Raw genomic sequence first — 17105 nt, forward strand, 5'->3', positions numbered from 1 at the left:
CTGTCGCCAAATTCTCGATCCGCCGTGCCCTCAGCCTGTCGCCAATTGCGGCCGGCGTGCCGCCAAAGCCATCTTCAACGCCGCCAGGCAACCGACAATGCCAAGTGGCACGAAGGCCAGGTACAGCCAGCCGGCGACGTGCGCTGCTGCCTCGCGGTTCAGCCCGTCCGAAAAGCCGCTGGCATTGGCGATGATGCCGGCCATGGCGGCGCCCACGGCGTAGCCGATGCGCTGCATGGTCGGCACGGCGGCCGAGGCGATCGTCTGCTCGCCGTCGCGGGCCGAGGCAACGATGATGCGGGTCAGGAAGGGCCATGACACGCCGAAGCCACCGCCTTGCAACAAAGCGCAGAGCAGGATCACCGGGATCGAGCCGGCGGGGATGGCATAGGCGAAACCGGCGAGGCCGGCTGCAATCATCAGCGCGCCGATGACGAGGATCTGCCGTTCGCGCTGCAGCGGCGCATTGGCGACGGCGATCGACAGGATTGACCAGGCGATCGATTCGGCGGCGATGATGTAGCCTGTGGTCAGGATCGGGATGCCGTGCAGCGTGGTAAGCAGAAGCGGCCCGTAGATGGAAAAAGAGACTGTCGCCACCGAGAAGGCGGCAACCATGCTCATGCCGCTGCCGACCGGCGAGCGCCATGAGAACAGGCCCGACGGGAACAGTCGCGATTGCGGCTTCATGGCGTCGACGAAAACGAACAGCGCCAGGCCGGCGAGGCCGAGGACCAGCAGCAGCGACGATCGAAGCAAGGCGACGTCGACGCCTGCGGTGGCGATCAGCACGACGGCGATGGCGAGGCAGCCAAGTGCTGCAAAGGGGAAGGGCGGCGAGGTGCCGGCGGCGGCTTGCGGCTTCGTCGCTTCCGGCGTGTTCAGGACGATGAAGCTTGCCGATGCCATGGCGATGCCACCCAGCACGAAGACGCCGAAGGCCCAGCGCCAGGACAGGAGTTCGACCATGATCGCGCCGAGCATCGGGCCGCTGAAGGCAGCGACGCCCCAGATCGCCGACATGATGCCGAACAGCTGTGGCCAGATGCTGCGGTTAAACAGCCGCTCGACCGAGACGAAGGCCAGCGACACCAGCGCACCGCCGCCGAGACCCTCGACCAGACGGCCGCCAAGAAACACCGGCATGGACGGCGCGGTGGCGCAGATCAGTGCGCCCACGGCATAGAGCAGGGCGGCGACCGTGACGTTGGAGCGTAGAGCGACATAGCTGACCAGCCGCCCGGCCGCTGCGCCGGCGACAATGGCGCCGAGCTCGTAGACGGCCAGCGACCAGCCGACGAACTGCACACCGGCGAGGTCCCCGACCATGGCCGGCATGACCGTCGCCACCATCGTCTCGTTGGTGGCGTGCAGCAGGATGCCGAGGCTGATGAAGCAGAAGCGCGCGAGGTCGCCGCTTGCCCACAATGCCCGCCAGTCGACCTTGTTGCTGGTGATTCCAGTCATTCTTTTACCCTGCCTTTGCATATCTCGATGCCGGCGCATGGCGCCAGAAGCCAGTCGGGCTTTCCGGCGGGGCCATGCGCGCTGTTTCAGTCAGGCGAGTTGTAAAACCTCAAGCGCAGTTGAGCTCAAGTGGCTTTTTATCGAAGTGCAAACGGTCGAGATTGGCCGGAAGCCTCTCCGCTTGATGCGCCGGTCAGTTCTCAATGCTGCGCAGCTGAAACTGGCTGACGCCGATCGCAATGTTGATACCGGTCTGCGTCTGCAGGCTGAGCGGCTGCAGGGTGAAGGCCTGCGAGGAGCCGCCGACCAGGAGATTGGCGCCGGCGCCGACCGCCGCGGTCACTTCGGCGCTGGCGCCGATATAGTCGCCGGCCAACGCGCCGGGCGCATAGATGTTCCTCAGCGGCGTCAGCACCAGCCATTGCATGACGGTCTGCTTGGTGGTGCCGATGTCGAGCCCGTATTTGTTGACGGCGCCGAAATAGGCTTCCGGCGAAAAGCTCTTGTCGGCCGGCGTGAAGGTGCAGCTCAGATCCTTGCTGGAGCCGAAGATGAAGCCGGTGCCGCCGCCGATGGCGCAATCGAGCACACCGAGTTCGATACCCTGGCCTTGCGCTTGGGCCTGGGCGGTACAGATGATGGTGATAGCGGCGGCGATGGCTGGTTTCAGCACGGCGGATCCCCCAAAAAGCATGCGGCGCGAAACAGTAACCTGTTCCGCGCCGCGCGTAGAGGGATCAGTCGATCCTTATTTGCCGATGCTTATTTGAACGAGTGGATCAGCTCCAGGGAGGTCACGGCGACCGCTACATTGACGCCGGTCTGCGCCTGGACGCTGAGCGGCTCCAGCACAAAGGCGCCGTCCAGCCCGCCGACCAGCAGATTGGCGCCGCCGCCGGTCACCACGCTCGCCTCGGCGTTGACGCCGTAATAATGGCCGGCAAGGTCGCCCTCGTCATGGCCGCGGGTGGCGGCCAGAACCGCCCACACCAGCTGGCCCTGATGCGTCTGGCCGAGATCGACGCCGAGCTTGGAGATCATCCCCGTGTATTTCTCGGACGGCCCATGGTGATAAGGGCGGAACGTGCAGTCGACGCCCTTGTTCGACGTGATGACGTAACCGACGCCGCCGTCGATGGTGCAATCGAGCGTGCCGAGCTGAAGCTTGCCGGCGCTGGCGGGAACGGCAAGCAGCGTCGTGGCAAGTGCCGCGGCACAGATGATTTTCTTGATCATGGGTCAGTCCTTTCGAAAATGCCTTCAACAACGGTTGAATGGCCCGGAGCGTTCCGCTGAAAACTTGGCGCGATCAAGGCAGGGGTTAACGCTTTGCCCCCGGTGGTTAAGATTGGGTGATAGTGGGGTTTTCTGGATACGCAATCTCAAGGGGAAGCGCTCTGCGCTTTCCCTTGGGAGAAACCGCTCACGCGGCGCACTGCATCAGGAATAGAACGTTGTTATAAAAGGCCGCCGATGGCGGCGCGCCGGCTGCATCTCAGCCGGCGGTGGCGCCCGATGTGCGCGACAGGCCGTCCTTGGCCGGCTGGTAGGTCGGGTCGAGATGGACGGCTTCGCGGTAGGCCTTCGAGGCCTTGACCTTGTCGCCGCGGCGCTCGTAGATCAGCGCCTGGTTGGACCAGGCTTCGGCGTTCTTGCCGTCGAGCTTGATGGCCATGTTGAAGTCGGAGAAGGCGTTGTCCTCGTCATTCATGGCGAGATAGGAGAGGCCGCGGCCGTTATAGGGTTCGGCCGCGTCCGGCGCCAGGGAGATGGCGGTCGAGAAATCCTCGATGGCAAACTTGTGCTGGCCCTGGCTTTGATAGATCAGGCCGCGATTGTGATAGGCGCGGGCATCCGTGGTGTCGAGCTGGATCGCCTTCTGGAAATCGTTGAAGGCCTGCTGGGTCTGGCCGGCCTTGCGATAGAGGTTGCCGCGGCCGATATAGGCGGCGTCATAATTTGCATTGATCTGGATCGAGCGGTTGTAGTCGGCAAGGGCGGCCGCCTGGTTGCCGAGGAAGCGCTGGATCAGTGCCCGGTTCGAATAGGCCTGGTAGAAATTCGGGTTGAGCTGGATGGCGGTGTCGAAATCCTTCAGCGCCGCCTGGTACTGGCCGCCACGGCCATAGGCCGAGCCGCGCACATTGTAGCCTTCCGGATCCTGCGGATTGCGCTGGATCACCGCCGACAGCGAGGAGATGTTCTCGCTTGAGCCTTGCGCCTTGTCGATGTTGTTGAATTCGCCGGTCGGAACGCTCTGGCAACTGGCAAGCACCAGGCCGGACATCAGGGCTGCCGCCAGGGCCAAACCGCGCATTGTGGTTTTGCGCTCTACGCCGATTGCGTTCATGTCTGCCCTGTCCTCACTTCAGCCGCGCCGTCCAGGTCCCCCTCCGGGCCGGGTCACAGATTGTCGTAACAAAATCTAGAACGCCGTTTGCGCGTTCAAGGGAACGGCCTCCAACAGAATGGCGGCGCTCCAAACAAAAAGGTGGCGGCGATTCCGCATCGCGCCACCTCAGAGTATCCTTCGAAAAGGACGAAAAATTGGCGTCAGAACCGCGGCGGACGCGGAGCACCACCAGGACCACCGGCGGCGCCGGCAGCAACCGGGCGCGGCGTCATCGGCAGCAGGCCTTCGCGCTGGGCGCGCTTGCGGGCCAGCTTGCGGGCGCGGCGAACGGCTTCGGCCTTTTCACGGGCGCGCTTCTCGGAAGGCTTCTCGTAATGGCCGCGCATCTTCATTTCGCGGAAAATGCCTTCGCGCTGCATCTTCTTTTTGAGAGCGCGAAGCGCCTGATCAACGTTATTGTCGCGGACGAGTACCTGCACGGGCAATCCTGTCTTTCGGGTTTGATATCAACAGGCAAGTGACCATAGCCACATGCCTCCGCGGCGCTTTACACCACGAATTGTGGCGGCTGATAGCAGAATCAGGCCGCGCTGTCCACACTGGAAATGAAGGACAACCGCCAATTTGCCACGGCAGCCCCGAGATAGGGCGCCAACTAGGCGCTGGCCAGATGGAGCCGTGCGAAATCCTCGAAGAATTCGCCGTAATCGCAGGTAATTTCCTCGCCGGCTGATATATCTCGAGTGGCGGTGGCGCCGCCATATTGCGAAAAATCCGTGTTCGGCCGCTCGGCGTGGTTCATGAAGCGGCCATTATCGACTTCATAGACCATGAAGCCGGGACGGTCGGGGCTCGGATAGGCATAGCGGTCGAGCAATTCCTTGAGGTGCGGCGGCGCCGCCTCGTATTTGTCCATCGGGATCAGCCGGTCGAAATCCGGATCGAGCCGCCAGATCGAGGCGCCCTTCCTGATCGGCTCGGCGGCGAACACGCCGACGCCTTCGATTGCGCTCTGGGCGACATAGGTCCTGATCAGCAGCATGTCCGTCCTCCTCACCCGAAACCGAATCGCCAAATCGCGTGGAAAAAGCAAGTCCGGTTTCGGGTTCTATGGCTGATCGGCGCGGGCGATGACCCGCGAAATGCTTCACGTCCGGGTGATCGAGACGCCGCCATCGGCAAACAGCGCCGATCCTGTGGTGAAGCTCGACGCATCCGATGCCAGGAAGAGCGCAGCGCGGGCGATCTCTTCAGGCACAGCGACACGTTTCAAGGCATGCAGGTTTTCCACGAAAGCGCGTGATTCCGGCGTCTTGAATGTTGCCGACGGGGTGTCGGTGCCACCCGGCATCAGCGCGTTGACCCGCACGCCCCTGGGGCCGTATTCGGCGGCCAGTACCTGCGTCAGGCCGATCAGTCCGGCCTTGCTCGCGGCATAGCTGGTCATGCCCGGCATGCCGACTGTGTGACCGACGAAGGTCGAGGTGAAGATCAGCGATCCGCCGCCGCGTTCGACCATCGCCGGCACCTGGTATTTCGCGCCGAGAAAGGCGCTGGTCAGATTGGCGTCGAGCGTCTCGCGCCATCCGTCCAGCGACAGTTCCGAAATCGGACCCATCGTTCCGACGGAGCCGACATTGTTGAAGGCGATATCGAGCCCGCCGAATTTTTCGACGGCGAGATCGACGAGGGCTTTTGCATAGGCTTCGTCGCGGACATCGCCGGCAAGCGCGACTGCCGTGCCGCCGGCGTCCTCGATTTCGACGACCAGCGCATCGAGTTCGGCCTGGCGGCGGGCGGCGATGACGACCCTGGCGCCTTCTTCGGCGAAGAGTTTTGCGGTGGCGCGGCCGATGCCGGAACTGGCGCCGGTGACGATTGCTATTTTACTGGTGAGTACGAACATTTTCTTACATCCTTTCATCGCGCCGGCTGTGCCGGCAACCGGGATGTTGATCGCAGTTCGGGACGGTGCTAGCCACCCGATACGTGCTCGACTTGCTGAATGGCTTCGCCGCGGCACAAGCGCCGCGCGCCGGACTATTGCTTCAGCAGCCAGCCGAGGCGGTCGAGCGAAAATGCGTAGCTGATGGCGATGAGCAGCGTGATGACAACGCCCGTGGTTGTGTGACCGGCGGCATAGAATCCGGCTGCACCGCCAAACAGGATGGCCAGTTCAAGCACCAGCCTGACTGCGCCTGGTACAGGAACCGGCGCGCGTCCGGACCGGCTTGGGTCGCCGCGCACCGCGAAGGTTCCCCACAGCGCAGCTGCAATGATCGGCAAGGCCAAGGCGAGGAGCCAGCGCCACCATCCGCCGGAGAGGCTCCAGCCGGCAAAGCCGAGGCCAAGCAAGGCGGCAAGTTCCAGCAGGAAACGCAACGTCAGATTCCACCAGGCGTTGCCCATATCCGTCCTCCAGAGTCTCGCGATCGCCAGTGTGTCCGAACGCAGCCATGCCTGCCAGCTCGGGCAGGTCTTTTCCACCGCGGCGCAAAACGGCAAGCGCCGTCGCAAACAGCGCAAGGATGGAAGCGCCCTTTCGCTAGTGATACACCTCGCGCGCCGGGGCTGCGTAAAATACCCCACCGCCATTTGCGAGGCTGGAACGTTGAAAAAATATTCGGTATTCGCCATCGCCCGCGAGGCCATGCGCGGCCACAAGGGCTGGGAGGAACAATGGTCCTCGCCGGAACCGAAGAAGGAATATGACGTCATCATCGTCGGCGCCGGCGGTCATGGCCTGGCCACCGCCTACTATCTCGCCACCGTGCACGGCATCACCAATGTCGCGGTGCTGGAAAAGGGCTGGCTAGGCGGCGGCAACACCGGGCGCAACACCACCATCATCCGCTCCAACTATCTCTATGACGAGAGCGCCGGCATTTACGACCATGCGCTGAAGCTGTGGGATGGGCTCTCCCAGGAACTCAACTACAACGTCATGTATTCGGCGCGCGGCGTCATGATGCTGGCGCACAATGTGCACGACATCCAGGTGCTGAAGCGCCATGTCCATGCCAACCGTCTCAACGGCATCGACAATGAATGGCTGACGCCTGAGCAGGCGAAGGAATTCTGCCCGCCGCTCAACATTTCCAGGCAGGCGCGCTATCCCGTCGTCGGCGCCGCCTTGCAGCGGCGAGGCGGCACGGCGCGTCATGATGCGGTGGCCTGGGGCTATGCGCGCGGCGCTTCGGCGCGCGGCGTGCACATCATCCAGAATTGCGAGGTCACCGGCGTCAAGCGGGCGGCCAATGGCGCGGTCATGGGCGTCGACACGACGCGCGGCTTCATCAGCGCCAAGAAGGTCGGCGTGGTGGCTGCAGGCCACTCCTCGGTGATCATGAACATGGCCGGCGTGCGCATGCCGCTGGAAAGCTATCCGCTGCAGGCGCTGGTGTCGGAGCCGGTCAAGCCAGTGGTGCCGTGCGTGGTTATGTCGAACACGGTGCACGCTTATATCTCGCAGTCCGACAAGGGCGAGCTGGTGATCGGCGCCGGCACCGACCAGTATGTCTCCTATTCGCAGACCGGCGGCCTGCATATCCTGCAGCACACGCTCGACGCCATCTGCGAGATGTTCCCGATCTTCACCCGCATGAAGATGCTGCGCTCGTGGGGCGGCATCGTCGACGTGACGCCCGACCGTTCGCCGATCCTGGCCAAGACGCCGGTGCCCGGCCTCTACGTCAATTGCGGCTGGGGCACGGGCGGCTTCAAGGCAACGCCCGGCTCAGGCCATGTCTTTGCCCACACGATTGCCAAGGACGATCCGCATCCGATCAACGCGCCCTTCACCATCGAGCGCTTCCGCACCGGGCGCCTCATCGACGAGGCAGCAGCGGCGGCGGTGGCGCACTGATGATGGTGGAACTGGCTGTAGCGGTGCCGCTGGTGCTGGCGGGGGAGCAGGACCTGTTCCATTTTCCGTCACCGGACGAGGTGCGGACGCAGCCGATCAGCCGCGCCGGCAACGAAGCCAATTGGCCGTTTTCGATCGACGCCGGCATTCTGGCATGCGTGTGGAGCGGTGGCCAGAAGGTGGTCATCTTCATGGAGAACAGGCCCTCCGATCTCGGCGAGGACGACACATTCGAGCCGCGCAGCGTCATCGTGACGACCGATCCGTTTCAGCTCACGATCGGCAACATGGCGTATCGCGAGCTGTTTCGCCCCGCCGCAAGCGTGGAGGAGCGCATTCGGCTCGTCGCGCCTTTTGCGGCGATGGGCCAGAGGCTTTGCAACCAACCGGCCGGCGCGCATGTCGGCCACGGCGAATTGTAGGAACGAACGATAATGCTTCTCATCCGCTGCCCCTATTGCGAGGAAGAGCGCCCGGAGCTCGAGTTCCGTAACGCCGGCGAGGCGCATATTGCGCGTTCGGCCAACATGGCGGGCGAGAGCGACGACGATTTTGAAAAGTTCTTCTTCATCCGCTCGAACCCCAAGGGCATCATCTATGAGCGCTGGCGCCACATCCATGGCTGCGCACGCTTCTTCAATGCGGTGCGCGACACCGTCACCGACAAGTTCGTCATGACTTACAAAGCCGGCGAGCCGAAACCGTCCAAGCTGCCCAAAAACTCCAACGAAATGGCTTCCAAATGAGCGGCGCGTTCCGCATTCCGAGCGCCGGCCGTCTCAGCCAGGCCAAGACCGCGCGGTTCTCTTTCGACGGCCAGTCTTACACCGGCATCGAAGGCGACACGCTGGCCTCGGCGCTGCTTGCCAATGGCGTGCATCTGGTGGGACGTTCGTTCAAGTATCACCGTCCGCGCGGCTTCCTGTCGGCCGGAGCGGAAGAGCCAAACGCGCTGGTCGAGGTCAAGCGCGACGCCGCGCGCAAGGCGCCGAACATCCGCGCCACCGTGCAGGAACTTTATGACGGGCTTGTCGCCCAATCTCAGAACCGCTGGCCCTCGCTCGCCTTCGATGTCGGCGCGGTCAGCGATCTGGCATCGCCGCTGTTTTCGGCCGGCTTCTACTACAAGACCTTCATGTGGCCGAAGGCAGCCTGGAAGAGCCTCTACGAGCCGAAGATCCGCGCCGCGGCCGGCCTCGGCGTTTCGCCTGACAAGCCAGATCCCGACCATTATTCGTCGCGCTATGCGCATTGCGACGTACTGGTGCTAGGCGGCGGTGCGGCCGGCATTGCGGCAGCGCTCGCCGCTGCCGAAACCGGCGCGCGTGTCATCCTCGCCGATGAACAGGCCAGCTTCGGCGGCAGCCTGCGCTTCGAGAGCGGGGCGAAGATCGACGGCCAGGACGGTTATGCCTGGGCGCAAGGCGCGGTGGCCAAGCTCACCGCCCTGGACAATGTCCGCGTTTTGTCGCGCACGACGGCGTTCGGCTACTACGCGCAGAACTTCGTCGGCCTGGTCGAGCGGGTCAGCGACCATCTGCAAAACCCCGGCCGCGATTTGCCGCGCGAGCGCCTATGGCAGGTACGCGCCAAGCGCGTGGTGCTGGCGACCGGCGCCATCGAACGCCATATCGTGTTTGCCGACAATGACCGGCCCGGCATCATGCTGGCCTCGGCGGCGCGGACTTATCTCAACCAGTACGGTGTCGCGGTCGGCAAAAATGTCGGCGTCTACACCACCAATGACTCGGCCTACTCCGCCGCGATCGACCTGAAGAAGGCCGGCGTCAACGTGGCGGCGATCGTCGACCTGCGCGACCATCCGACCGGACCTGTGATCGACGAGGCGAGGGCGCTCGGCATTGAGGTCAATTTCGGCCGCGCGGTGATCCGCGCCGGCGGCAAGTTGCGCGTGACCTCGATGACGGTTCAGCCGAAGAATGGGGGCGGCGAGCGCACCATTCCGGTCGATGCCATCCTGATGTCGGCCGGCTGGACGCCATCGGTGCATCTGTTCTCGCAGTCGCGCGGCAAGGTCGCCTTCAATGACGAGACCAAGCGCTTCGTGCCGGGCATCTATGCGCAGGACTGCGTTTCGGTCGGCGCCTGCAACGGTACGGATGGGCTCTCGGCGTCGATCGACGAAGCCTATGCGGCCGGCGCCAAGGCGGCGAAGGATGCGGGCGGCAAAGTGGCCAAGGGCGTTAAGCCGAAGGTCGACGCGTCGGAAAGCTGGTCGCGCGGCATGCTGGGCGCGGCGCCCGGCGCCGGGCCGGACAAGACGGTCAAGGCCTTCGTCGATTTCCAGAACGACGTCACCGCCAAGGACATCCGCCAGGCGGTGCATGAAGGCATGCGCTCGATCGAGCACGTCAAGCGCTTCACCACCAACGGCATGGCGACCGACCAGGGCAAGACCTCCAACATGCACGGCCTGGCGATTGCCGCCGAGACGCTGGGCAAGCCGATCCCCGAGGTCGGGCTGACCACGTTCCGCGCACCCTATACGCCTGTCACTTTCGGCGCGATCGTCAGCCATTCGCGCGGTCCGCTGTTCGACCCGACACGCAAGACCGCGATCCATCCCTGGGCGGAAGCTCAAGGCGCGGTGTTCGAGGATGTCGGCCAGTGGAAGCGCGCCTGGTATTTCCCCAAACCCGGCGAGGACATGCACAAGGCGGTCGACCGCGAATGCGTCGCTGTGCGCAGCAATGCCGGCCTGTTCGATGCCTCGACGCTGGGCAAGATCGAAGTGGTCGGACCGGATGCGGCCAGGTTCATGGAACTGCTCTACACCAATCCATGGGAGAAGCTGGAACGCGGCCGCTGCCGCTATGGCATCATGCTGCGCGAGGACGGCTTCATCTATGATGACGGCGTCGTCGGCCGACTGGCGCCGGATCGTTTCCATGTGACGACGACAACCGGCGGCGCGCCGCGCGTCATGAACCACATGGAGGACTATCTCCAGACCGAGTTCCCGCATCTCAATGTCTGGCTGACGTCGATCACCGAACAATGGGCGGTCATCGCCGTGCAGGGGCCGAAGTCGCGCGACATCATTGCACCGCTGGTCGAAGGCGTCGACATGTCGGACGAGGCGCTGCCGCATATGTCGGTGCGCGAAGGCAAGATCTGCGGCGTGCCGACCAGGCTGTTTCGCATGTCGTTCACCGGCGAGCGCGGTTTTGAAGTCAACGTGCCGGCCGATCACGGCCAGGCCGTCTGGGAAGCGCTGTGGGCCGAGGGCCAAAAGCATGGCGCGACTGCCTACGGCACCGAGGCGATGCACGTGCTGCGCGCCGAAAAGGGCTACATCATCGTCGGGCAGGACACGGACGGTACGGTGACGCCGAACGATGCCGGGCTCGACTGGGCGGTCGGCAAGAAGAAGACCGATTTCGTCGGCATTCGCGGCCTGACGCGGCCCGATCTGGTCGCCAAGGGCCGCAAGCAGCTGGTCGGCTTGAAGACCAAGGACCCGAAAGTGGTGCTTGAGGAAGGCGCGCAGATCGTCGCCGACCCGAAGCAGGCGATCCCGATGAAGATGATCGGTCACGTCACATCCAGCTACTGGTCGGAAAATTGCGGTCGCTCGATCGCGCTGGCGCTGGTTGCCGGCGGGCGCGACCGGATGGGCGACACGCTCTATGTGCCGATGCCGAACGGGATGATCGAAGTGGAGGTTACCGGCATGGTGTTCTTCGACGAGACGGGAGGGCGCCTCAATGGCTAAGGCTGCTGCAAAGAAGACGGCCCCAGCTGCAGCGCCGTCGGTCGAGCGCCGCCCGGCCCTGGCTGAACGCGTCGTTTCCGCAACGGATGTCAAGGTCGAGGTGCTGCCGCCGGCGGAGCGCATGTCGCTGCGCGCGCCGGAGGCTTCCGTCGCGGCGCTGTCGAAGGCGCTCGGCCTGACCTTGCCGAAGCAGCCGAAAACTTCGGCGTCGAAGACAGGGCGCACGGCGCTGTGGCTTGGCCCTGACGAGTGGCTGGTTATCGATGAGGCTGGCAAGGATCCGCTGGCCGATCGTGCTGGGGTTGCCGCATTGCATTCGGCGGTCGGCATCTCGCACCGCAACGTCGCCTTCGCCGTCACCGGCCCGGCGGCTGCCGCCGCGATCAATGCAGGCTGCCCGCAGGATTTGTCGCTCGAGGCTTTTCCGGTGGGCGCGGCGTCGCGCACCATTCTCGGCAAGTGCGAAATCCTGCTGTTGCGCACGGCAGCCGACGCTTTCCGGGTCGAGTGCTGGCGTTCCTTCTCGGACTATGTCTTTACTTTCCTGTCGGAAGCAGCCAGCGACGCGGCGGCGTAGGAACGTTTGACGGGTCAAGCCGTTCTGCTTCCCCCATCAGGGAGAACATACGATGCCGTCGAAAGCGCCGCCGAAGTCAGCTGGCAAGACGTCCGCCGTGCGCTCACTCGAACATGAGCAGCATCACGAGGTGACTGCCGAAGAAGAGGAACTCGAGGAAGGCCTCGAGGACACGTTTCCGGCCAGCGATCCGGTGTCGATCACCTCGACCGCCATCCCAGGCGCGCCGGCAAGACCCGGCAAGGCCAAGACGGTGCCGGGTCGCAAACCGCGCAAGAAATAACCCGTTCGGCTACGCCAGGTTTGAACTCAGGAAAAGCCGGCTTGCGCTGAGGAAATGGGCGCTGAGGAAAAAACGGGCGGCCGGGATTATCCTGCCGCCCTTAAATTAATCGTTGTGCTGTGGTCGAGCCCGATCAACTTAGAACGTGCTCGGCACGATCCATGGGTTGATCTCGATGCCGAGACGCGGGCTCTTGGCCTTGACGTCGGACTTTTCGACCGAGCCGGTCACGGCGCAATCGAGCTTGGCATTGGTCGTGGTGTCGACGCAGGTGGCGGCGGGGGCCTGCTTGGTCGAGTGTGTGTTGTTGGCGGCGAAAGCCGAGCCGGAGAGAGCCAGCACGGTGGCGAGAGCGAGAAGGGTCTTGTTCATGTCTGTCTCCATCGGTTAAATTCTTTTCGTACATGTACGATACAACGTACACATACGCCCACCGAGATGGGTTTTCAAGTCGAAAAGCGTACGCGTACGACAAATTTTTTTGAATGCCGAAAATTGCGGCGCACTGACACAGCCGAAGCTGTCAGGCCGGACGTTGAATTGGAGGGGCGGGGATGCTCAGCAGTCGACCGGGGTCTCGGTCAGCGGCGGCACATTCTGAGTGCTGAGCGTGGCGAGTGTGAAATCGCACATCCGCGTCACGAAAGCCTGCGGATCCCCGAAGGGGTAGAACGGGAACGTGATCAAAAGCGAGATGGTGCCGTGGCCGACTGCCCAAAGCATGGTGGCGATGGCGCGCGGATCGCCCTGCAGCTTGCCTGCAGCAACGCAGGCCTCGACCCTGGATATCAGCGCTTTCATCGCCGGGTTGGCCTCTTCCATGTCCTCATAGCTTCTGCCTTCCGGCAGCTTGGTCTTTTCGGTCATGAACACGGTGCGGTATTCGTTGGGGTTGCCGAGCCCGAAGGCGGCATATTCGGTCATCACCGCACGCAAGGCCTCGATCGGATCGTCGGAAGGATGCTCCTCGATGCGGCGGGCAAGTGTTTCGAAGGCATCCTCGGCCAGCGCAAACAGGATGTCTTGCTTGTCGGCGAAGTAGGAATAGACCGACATCGGAGCATAGCCGACCCGCTTGGCCAACTTGCGGATGGTCAGGCCTTCATAGCCCTCTTCCTTGACGAGCTTGTGGGCTGCGTCGAGCAGTTCGGAACGCAGTTCGGCCTTTTGTTTCTCGCGGCGTTTCTGAACGCTCAGTGGCAAGATCCGGTGCCTTTGGTTGGTTGTGCATGACTGAATATATACGCTGTACGGAAACGGGCAAGGGCGCTGTCAGGGACATCAAAAAGCGACCTCAAGCTTTCTCTCGAATAGTCGTGCCCGTCTGGTCCATTTCGCCGGCATCTATGTCACAGCATGTGTAACCTGGGCGCACGCAGGCAACATCGACTGTTACAAACAAAGCCTATTTGGCGGCTCTGCAAGAAATTTCGGTTTTCGGGGGCCTCTATGGCTGCGATAGAGCTTTCGTCCGGGCTGCCGGGCGCACATCCACTTTCTCATGGCGCAAGGCTGGCGCTCAGGCGAGTCGTGATAGTCGCATGGCTGGCGATCGCAATCGGCTTCGCCATGGAAGCGCTTATTCTGACTGCCGGATTTGCGGCAGGTTCGCACCCGGCCCCGACCCAGGTTCTGATAGACTTGGCGCAAGGCGTGACCTGGTCATTCTTCGTCTGCGCCGGCGTCAGCCTCGGCACGGCGATCACCAAGGTGCGAGCCTCGCTTGGCGGCCTTATCGCCATGATCTCGGGGCCGCTGGCCATGGGCATCGCCAAAGGTACGCAAAAGGTGATGGTGAGCGCGCTTGATGTATCGGCAAAGCCCGTGATCCTGTCGCTCACCACGCTCGGTATGTTGCGGGCGATCGAGTATGGCTTGCTGGGCTGGATGCTGGCTTCGCTGGCATCCAAGGAAAAACCTCGCTCGCTGCATTTCATGCTGGCGGGTGCCTTGGCCGGCGCGGTGTTCGGCGGCGGGATCACGGCGCTGACGATCGAGACCGCCGCAGCCAAGGACATTGCGCTGGCATTGCCGCAGGCTGTCGCCACCGGCCTCATTGAGATCGTGTTTCCGATCGGATGCTCGCTGGTCGTCTACATCGCCCTGCAAGTCAGCCGGCACATGAAGTTCATTTCCAGCGATGCGCGCTAGAGCCGGATGATTTCAGGTCGAATTGACCTGAATCTGAATCCGGCTCTAAATCAAATAGATAGAGCATGATGTCGTCCGAAAACCGCTTCACACTTTTCGGCATCATGCTCTGTCTACAGACGGTGATCGGTTTGCGTCCTGTTTCCAGGCCGGTTGCCACCGCCTCCGTGTGGGCTTGCTCCCCGGTCGGGGAACGGAACTGATCCGATCTGTCATCAAATCGCGCCGACCACACTATCTCATTGTCTACTCAGGTTCGGTCGATCAGCTTGGCGGCAAGGTGCGACAGCAGCTTCACCGCTTCGCCATAGGTCCTGGCCTTTTCGGGATTGGAGGCGTTGCCGTCGAGCGCCCGTTTGTAGACGCCCTGACAGATGGCCGCCAAGCGGAAGAAGGAGAAGGCGAGGAAGAAGCTCCAATTGTCGATGCCGCCCAGCCCGCGCCGCCGGCAATAGGCGGCGACGTACGCGTCCTCGGAAGGAAGGCCGAGGGCGGCGCGGTCGACGCCGCCAAGACCGCGAAAGCCCGAGGCGTGCGGCAGGCGCCATTGCATGCATTGATAGGCGATGTCGGCGAAGGGATCGCCGAGTGTCGACAGTTCCCAGTCGAGCACGGCCAGCACTTTCGGCTCATTGTGCGCGAAGATCATGTTGTCCAGCCGGTAGTCGCCATGCACGAGAGATTTTCGGCCGTCATCGGCCGGAATATGCGTCTCCAGCCACGCGATCAGCAGGTCCATGTCGGCGACCGTGCCGGTCTCCGAGGCGCGGTACTGGCTGGTCCAGCGTGCCAGCTGGCGTTCGAAGTAATTGCCGGGTTTGCCGAAATCGCCGAGCCCGACCGCCTCGACATCGACGTCGTGCAGGGCGGCCAGGGTGGCGTTCATGGCATCGTAGAGGGCGGCGCGCTCATCGTTGCCAGCGGCCTCCGGCACTGCCGGATCCCAGAAGATGCGGCCGTCGAGAAAATCCATGACGTAGAACATGCGGCCGATCGGCGTCGCCTCCGCCGACAGATGCAGCATCGCCGGCACCGGCACGGCGGTGCCGGCCAGCGCCTTCATGACCGTGAATTCGCGGTCGACCTGATGCGCCGATTTCAGCAACTGGCCCGGCGGCTTGGCGCGCAGGACATAGCGGCCGCTGGCCGCGGTCAGCAGATAGGTCGGGTTCGACTGGCCGGATTTGAATTTTTCGATTGCGGAAAGCCGTGCAAAACCAGGGATGTGCGCCTCGAGGTAAGGGGCTAGCGCTGTCTGGTCGAGCGTATTGGCGTCGCTCATGCGGTCTCCGGCTCACGCTCGATCAGCGTCAGCGTCAGCCAGCGCGCGGTCAGCGCCGGCTTCTTCGAGCCTTCGATCTCGATGGTCACGTCATGCGCCGTCTGCACCCAGCCCGACGGCCTGACCTTGACGTCGGCCAGCACGAAGCGGGTGCGGATGCGCGCGCCGGTCTTCACCGGCGCCAGGAAGCGCAGCGAATCGAAACCGTGGTTGACGCCCATCTTGCCCTTTTCCAGCGGCGGCATGGTCTCGAAGGTCATCGCCGAGAGCAGCGACAACGACAGGAAGCCATGCGCGATGGTGCCGCCGAACGGCGTCTCGTTTTTGGCCCGCTCGGGGTCGCAATGGATGAACTGGTGGTCGTCGGTGGCGTCGGCGAACTGGTCGATCATGGTCTGTGTGACCTCGCGCCATGGCGAGACGCCGACTTCCTTGCCGACGCTGGCCAGAAGCACATCGAGACTGATCGGTTCCACTGCGGTGTCCTCCCCTTGCCGCCGACCGCGGCTCATTCCTTGAACAGTGTCAGCCCATGCTGCACCGACTGCCCGCCGTCGATCGGCAGGATGGCGCCGGTGACATAGGAGCCGGCGCGGCTGCACAAATAGAGCGTTGCGCCGCCGATGTCATCCGCCACGCCGATACGTCCGATCGGCACATGGCTGCCGACATGTCTGGCCTTTTCTTCGGTGCCGGTGGCAAAGGCGGTCATCCGGCTCTGGAAGGGGCCGGGCGCGAAGGCGTTGACGGTGATGCGCCGCGCCGCGAGCTCGATCGCCAGCGTGCGCGTCAGGTGGTGAACGGCGCCTTTGGACGCGGTATAGGAATAGGCGTCGTCGGCCAGCGGCTGCGTGCCCATCACCGAGCCCAGATTGATGACGCGGGCCGGATCGGCATCGCTCGCGGCGGCTTCCAGCAGCGGCAGCAATTCGCGCGTCAGATGGAAGACGGCGGTGACGTTGACGGCGAACACCTTGGCCCAGCCGCTATAGGGAAAATCCTCCAGGGAGGCACCCCAGGATATGCCGGCATTGTTGACCAGAATGTGCAGCTTCTCGGTGCGCGCCTTGACCTCGCTGACCAGCGCGGCAATGCCGGCTTCGCTCGAGACGTCACCGGCGAAACCTTCGGCACTGCCGGAGCCGCCGAGCCCGTTCAACTCAGCGGCGACCTTGATGCAATCCTTGCCCTTGCGCGAGGCGATCATCACGGTAGCGCCGGCCTGGACCAAAGCGGTCGCAACCATGCGGCCGATGCCGGTCGCGGCTCCCGTTACCAGCGCGGTCTTACCCGCGACTGAGAACAGTTCTTCCAGATAGCTCATCGCAATTCCTCCGCGCCTTTCTGCTCACGGTCCGGGGCGAAAGGGCTCGCGTTGACAAGGCTAACCG

The 17105-nt window shown here is 63.4% G+C and carries 20 protein-coding genes; 7 read left to right on the forward strand and 13 right to left on the reverse strand.

The genetic code is table 11. The features are described 5' to 3' along the window. Positions 1–30: 30 nt before the first annotated feature. The 8 genes from NKK50_RS07370 to NKK50_RS07405 all read right to left on the reverse strand — a co-directional run bounded on the left by NKK50_RS07370 (position 31) and on the right by NKK50_RS07405 (position 6229). Positions 31–1467 carry an MFS transporter gene (locus NKK50_RS07370; protein WP_023735050.1) on the reverse strand — a complete coding sequence of 479 codons (1437 nt, stop codon included), beginning with the start codon at positions 1465–1467 and terminating at the stop codon, positions 31–33. 193 nt (positions 1468–1660) lie between these two features. Continuing rightward, positions 1661–2140 carry a DUF992 domain-containing protein gene (locus tag NKK50_RS07375; protein WP_023671135.1) on the reverse strand — a complete coding sequence of 160 codons (480 nt, stop codon included), beginning with the start codon at positions 2138–2140 and terminating at the stop codon, positions 1661–1663. Between the two features lie 89 nt (positions 2141–2229). After that, positions 2230–2703: a DUF992 domain-containing protein gene (locus NKK50_RS07380; protein WP_023671136.1), complete on the reverse strand. Its 474-nt coding sequence runs from the start codon at positions 2701–2703 to the stop codon at positions 2230–2232. A gap of 259 nt (positions 2704–2962) precedes the next feature. Further along, positions 2963–3817, reverse strand: coding sequence for a tetratricopeptide repeat protein (locus tag NKK50_RS07385; protein WP_023671137.1), 855 nt, complete (start codon positions 3815–3817; stop codon positions 2963–2965). A 203-nt stretch (positions 3818–4020) separates the two neighbouring features. Further along, a complete protein-coding gene (gene rpsU / locus NKK50_RS07390) occupies positions 4021–4299 on the reverse strand; it encodes a 30S ribosomal protein S21 (RefSeq protein WP_023671138.1) in 279 nt (92 codons plus the stop codon). A gap of 176 nt (positions 4300–4475) precedes the next feature. Continuing rightward, complete coding sequence (locus NKK50_RS07395; protein WP_023671139.1) at positions 4476–4862, reverse strand: SET domain-containing protein; 387 nt, start codon at positions 4860–4862, stop codon at positions 4476–4478. A gap of 105 nt (positions 4863–4967) precedes the next feature. Further along, on the reverse strand, positions 4968–5726 hold the full coding sequence (locus NKK50_RS07400) for an SDR family oxidoreductase (protein ID WP_352543237.1): 759 nt from the start codon (positions 5724–5726) through the stop codon (positions 4968–4970). A 134-nt stretch (positions 5727–5860) separates the two neighbouring features. Continuing rightward, the gene (locus NKK50_RS07405; protein ID WP_023695619.1) at positions 5861–6229 is read right to left on the reverse strand and encodes a DUF2568 domain-containing protein; all 369 of its coding nucleotides are present in this window, start codon (positions 6227–6229) and stop codon (positions 5861–5863) included. 202 nt (positions 6230–6431) lie between these two features. On the opposite strand from NKK50_RS07405, the gene NKK50_RS07410 reads away from it, so the two are divergent. Genes NKK50_RS07410 through NKK50_RS07435 form a run of 6 tightly spaced genes read left to right on the forward strand, consistent with a single transcriptional unit; the run spans position 6432 to position 12281 of the window. Then, positions 6432–7685, forward strand: a complete 1254-nt coding sequence (locus NKK50_RS07410; RefSeq protein WP_023725217.1) for a sarcosine oxidase subunit beta — start codon at positions 6432–6434, stop codon at positions 7683–7685. Beyond that, positions 7685–8107, forward strand: a complete 423-nt coding sequence (locus NKK50_RS07415) for a hypothetical protein (protein ID WP_023710913.1) — start codon at positions 7685–7687, stop codon at positions 8105–8107. The genes NKK50_RS07410 and NKK50_RS07415 overlap by 1 nt, the downstream gene beginning before the upstream one ends. Positions 8108–8119: 12 nt before the next feature. Beyond that, positions 8120–8431: a sarcosine oxidase subunit delta gene (locus NKK50_RS07420; protein ID WP_023683197.1), complete on the forward strand. Its 312-nt coding sequence runs from the start codon at positions 8120–8122 to the stop codon at positions 8429–8431. Next, positions 8428–11421, forward strand: a complete 2994-nt coding sequence (locus tag NKK50_RS07425) for a sarcosine oxidase subunit alpha (protein WP_352543238.1) — start codon at positions 8428–8430, stop codon at positions 11419–11421. Before NKK50_RS07420 ends, NKK50_RS07425 begins: the two co-directional genes overlap by 4 nt. Then, positions 11414–11998: a sarcosine oxidase subunit gamma gene (locus NKK50_RS07430; protein ID WP_023691852.1), complete on the forward strand. Its 585-nt coding sequence runs from the start codon at positions 11414–11416 to the stop codon at positions 11996–11998. The genes NKK50_RS07425 and NKK50_RS07430 overlap by 8 nt, the downstream gene beginning before the upstream one ends. 52 nt (positions 11999–12050) lie before the next feature. Further along, positions 12051–12281, forward strand: coding sequence for a hypothetical protein (locus tag NKK50_RS07435; protein WP_023691851.1), 231 nt, complete (start codon positions 12051–12053; stop codon positions 12279–12281). 138 nt (positions 12282–12419) lie between these two features. Here NKK50_RS07435 and NKK50_RS07440 read toward each other — a convergent pair whose 3' ends face one another. Then, positions 12420–12653, reverse strand: coding sequence for a DUF680 domain-containing protein (locus NKK50_RS07440; RefSeq protein ID WP_023671148.1), 234 nt, complete (start codon positions 12651–12653; stop codon positions 12420–12422). A gap of 186 nt (positions 12654–12839) precedes the next feature. After that, positions 12840–13484, reverse strand: a complete 645-nt coding sequence (locus tag NKK50_RS07445; protein WP_023671149.1) for a TetR/AcrR family transcriptional regulator — start codon at positions 13482–13484, stop codon at positions 12840–12842. A gap of 153 nt (positions 13485–13637) precedes the next feature. Here NKK50_RS07445 and NKK50_RS07450 point away from each other — a divergent pair, with 153 nt between their 5' ends. Further along, positions 13638–14432: a hypothetical protein gene (locus tag NKK50_RS07450; protein WP_352543239.1), complete on the forward strand. Its 795-nt coding sequence runs from the start codon at positions 13638–13640 to the stop codon at positions 14430–14432. Positions 14433–14682: 250 nt separating this feature from the next. Here the strand turns inward: NKK50_RS07450 and NKK50_RS07455 are convergent, their stop codons facing one another. From NKK50_RS07455 to NKK50_RS07465, 3 genes are read right to left on the reverse strand one after another with little or no spacing between them, the layout of a single operon-like run. Then, the gene (locus tag NKK50_RS07455; protein WP_023728438.1) at positions 14683–15714 is read right to left on the reverse strand and encodes a phosphotransferase family protein; all 1032 of its coding nucleotides are present in this window, start codon (positions 15712–15714) and stop codon (positions 14683–14685) included. Then, complete coding sequence (locus tag NKK50_RS07460) at positions 15711–16226, reverse strand: MaoC family dehydratase (protein ID WP_280790513.1); 516 nt, start codon at positions 16224–16226, stop codon at positions 15711–15713. The genes NKK50_RS07455 and NKK50_RS07460 overlap by 4 nt, the downstream gene beginning before the upstream one ends. Further along, a complete protein-coding gene (locus NKK50_RS07465) occupies positions 16223–17038 on the reverse strand; it encodes an SDR family oxidoreductase (protein WP_023695624.1) in 816 nt (271 codons plus the stop codon). Before NKK50_RS07465 ends, NKK50_RS07460 begins: the two co-directional genes overlap by 4 nt. Between the last annotated feature and the right edge of the window lie 67 nt (positions 17039–17105).

The sequence above is a fragment of the Mesorhizobium sp. M0001 genome (assembly GCF_040324255.1).
Lineage (GTDB): Bacteria > Pseudomonadota > Alphaproteobacteria > Rhizobiales > Rhizobiaceae > Mesorhizobium.

Bases quoted from the DNA above. Each gene is read 5' to 3' on its own strand.
- NKK50_RS07370 (WP_023735050.1), bottom strand. From the start codon at position 1,467: ATGACTGGAATCACCAGCAACAAGGTCGACTGGCGGGCATTGTGGGCA.
- NKK50_RS07380 (WP_023671136.1), bottom strand. From the start codon at position 2,703: ATGATCAAGAAAATCATCTGTGCCGCGGCACTTGCCACGACGCTGCTT.
- NKK50_RS07385 (WP_023671137.1), bottom strand. From the start codon at position 3,817: ATGAACGCAATCGGCGTAGAGCGCAAAACCACAATGCGCGGTTTGGCC.
- NKK50_RS07395 (WP_023671139.1), bottom strand. From the start codon at position 4,862: ATGCTGCTGATCAGGACCTATGTCGCCCAGAGCGCAATCGAAGGCGTC.
- NKK50_RS07400 (WP_352543237.1), bottom strand. From the start codon at position 5,726: ATGTTCGTACTCACCAGTAAAATAGCAATCGTCACCGGCGCCAGTTCC.
- NKK50_RS07405 (WP_023695619.1), bottom strand. From the start codon at position 6,229: ATGGGCAACGCCTGGTGGAATCTGACGTTGCGTTTCCTGCTGGAACTT.
- NKK50_RS07415 (WP_023710913.1), top strand. From the start codon at position 7,685: ATGATGGTGGAACTGGCTGTAGCGGTGCCGCTGGTGCTGGCGGGGGAG.
- NKK50_RS07420 (WP_023683197.1), top strand. From the start codon at position 8,120: ATGCTTCTCATCCGCTGCCCCTATTGCGAGGAAGAGCGCCCGGAGCTC.
- NKK50_RS07425 (WP_352543238.1), top strand. From the start codon at position 8,428: ATGAGCGGCGCGTTCCGCATTCCGAGCGCCGGCCGTCTCAGCCAGGCC.
- NKK50_RS07430 (WP_023691852.1), top strand. From the start codon at position 11,414: ATGGCTAAGGCTGCTGCAAAGAAGACGGCCCCAGCTGCAGCGCCGTCG.
- NKK50_RS07435 (WP_023691851.1), top strand. From the start codon at position 12,051: ATGCCGTCGAAAGCGCCGCCGAAGTCAGCTGGCAAGACGTCCGCCGTG.
- NKK50_RS07440 (WP_023671148.1), bottom strand. From the start codon at position 12,653: ATGAACAAGACCCTTCTCGCTCTCGCCACCGTGCTGGCTCTCTCCGGC.
- NKK50_RS07450 (WP_352543239.1), top strand. From the start codon at position 13,638: ATGTGTAACCTGGGCGCACGCAGGCAACATCGACTGTTACAAACAAAG.
- NKK50_RS07455 (WP_023728438.1), bottom strand. From the start codon at position 15,714: ATGAGCGACGCCAATACGCTCGACCAGACAGCGCTAGCCCCTTACCTC.
- NKK50_RS07460 (WP_280790513.1), bottom strand. From the start codon at position 16,226: ATGAGCCGCGGTCGGCGGCAAGGGGAGGACACCGCAGTGGAACCGATC.
- NKK50_RS07465 (WP_023695624.1), bottom strand. From the start codon at position 17,038: ATGAGCTATCTGGAAGAACTGTTCTCAGTCGCGGGTAAGACCGCGCTG.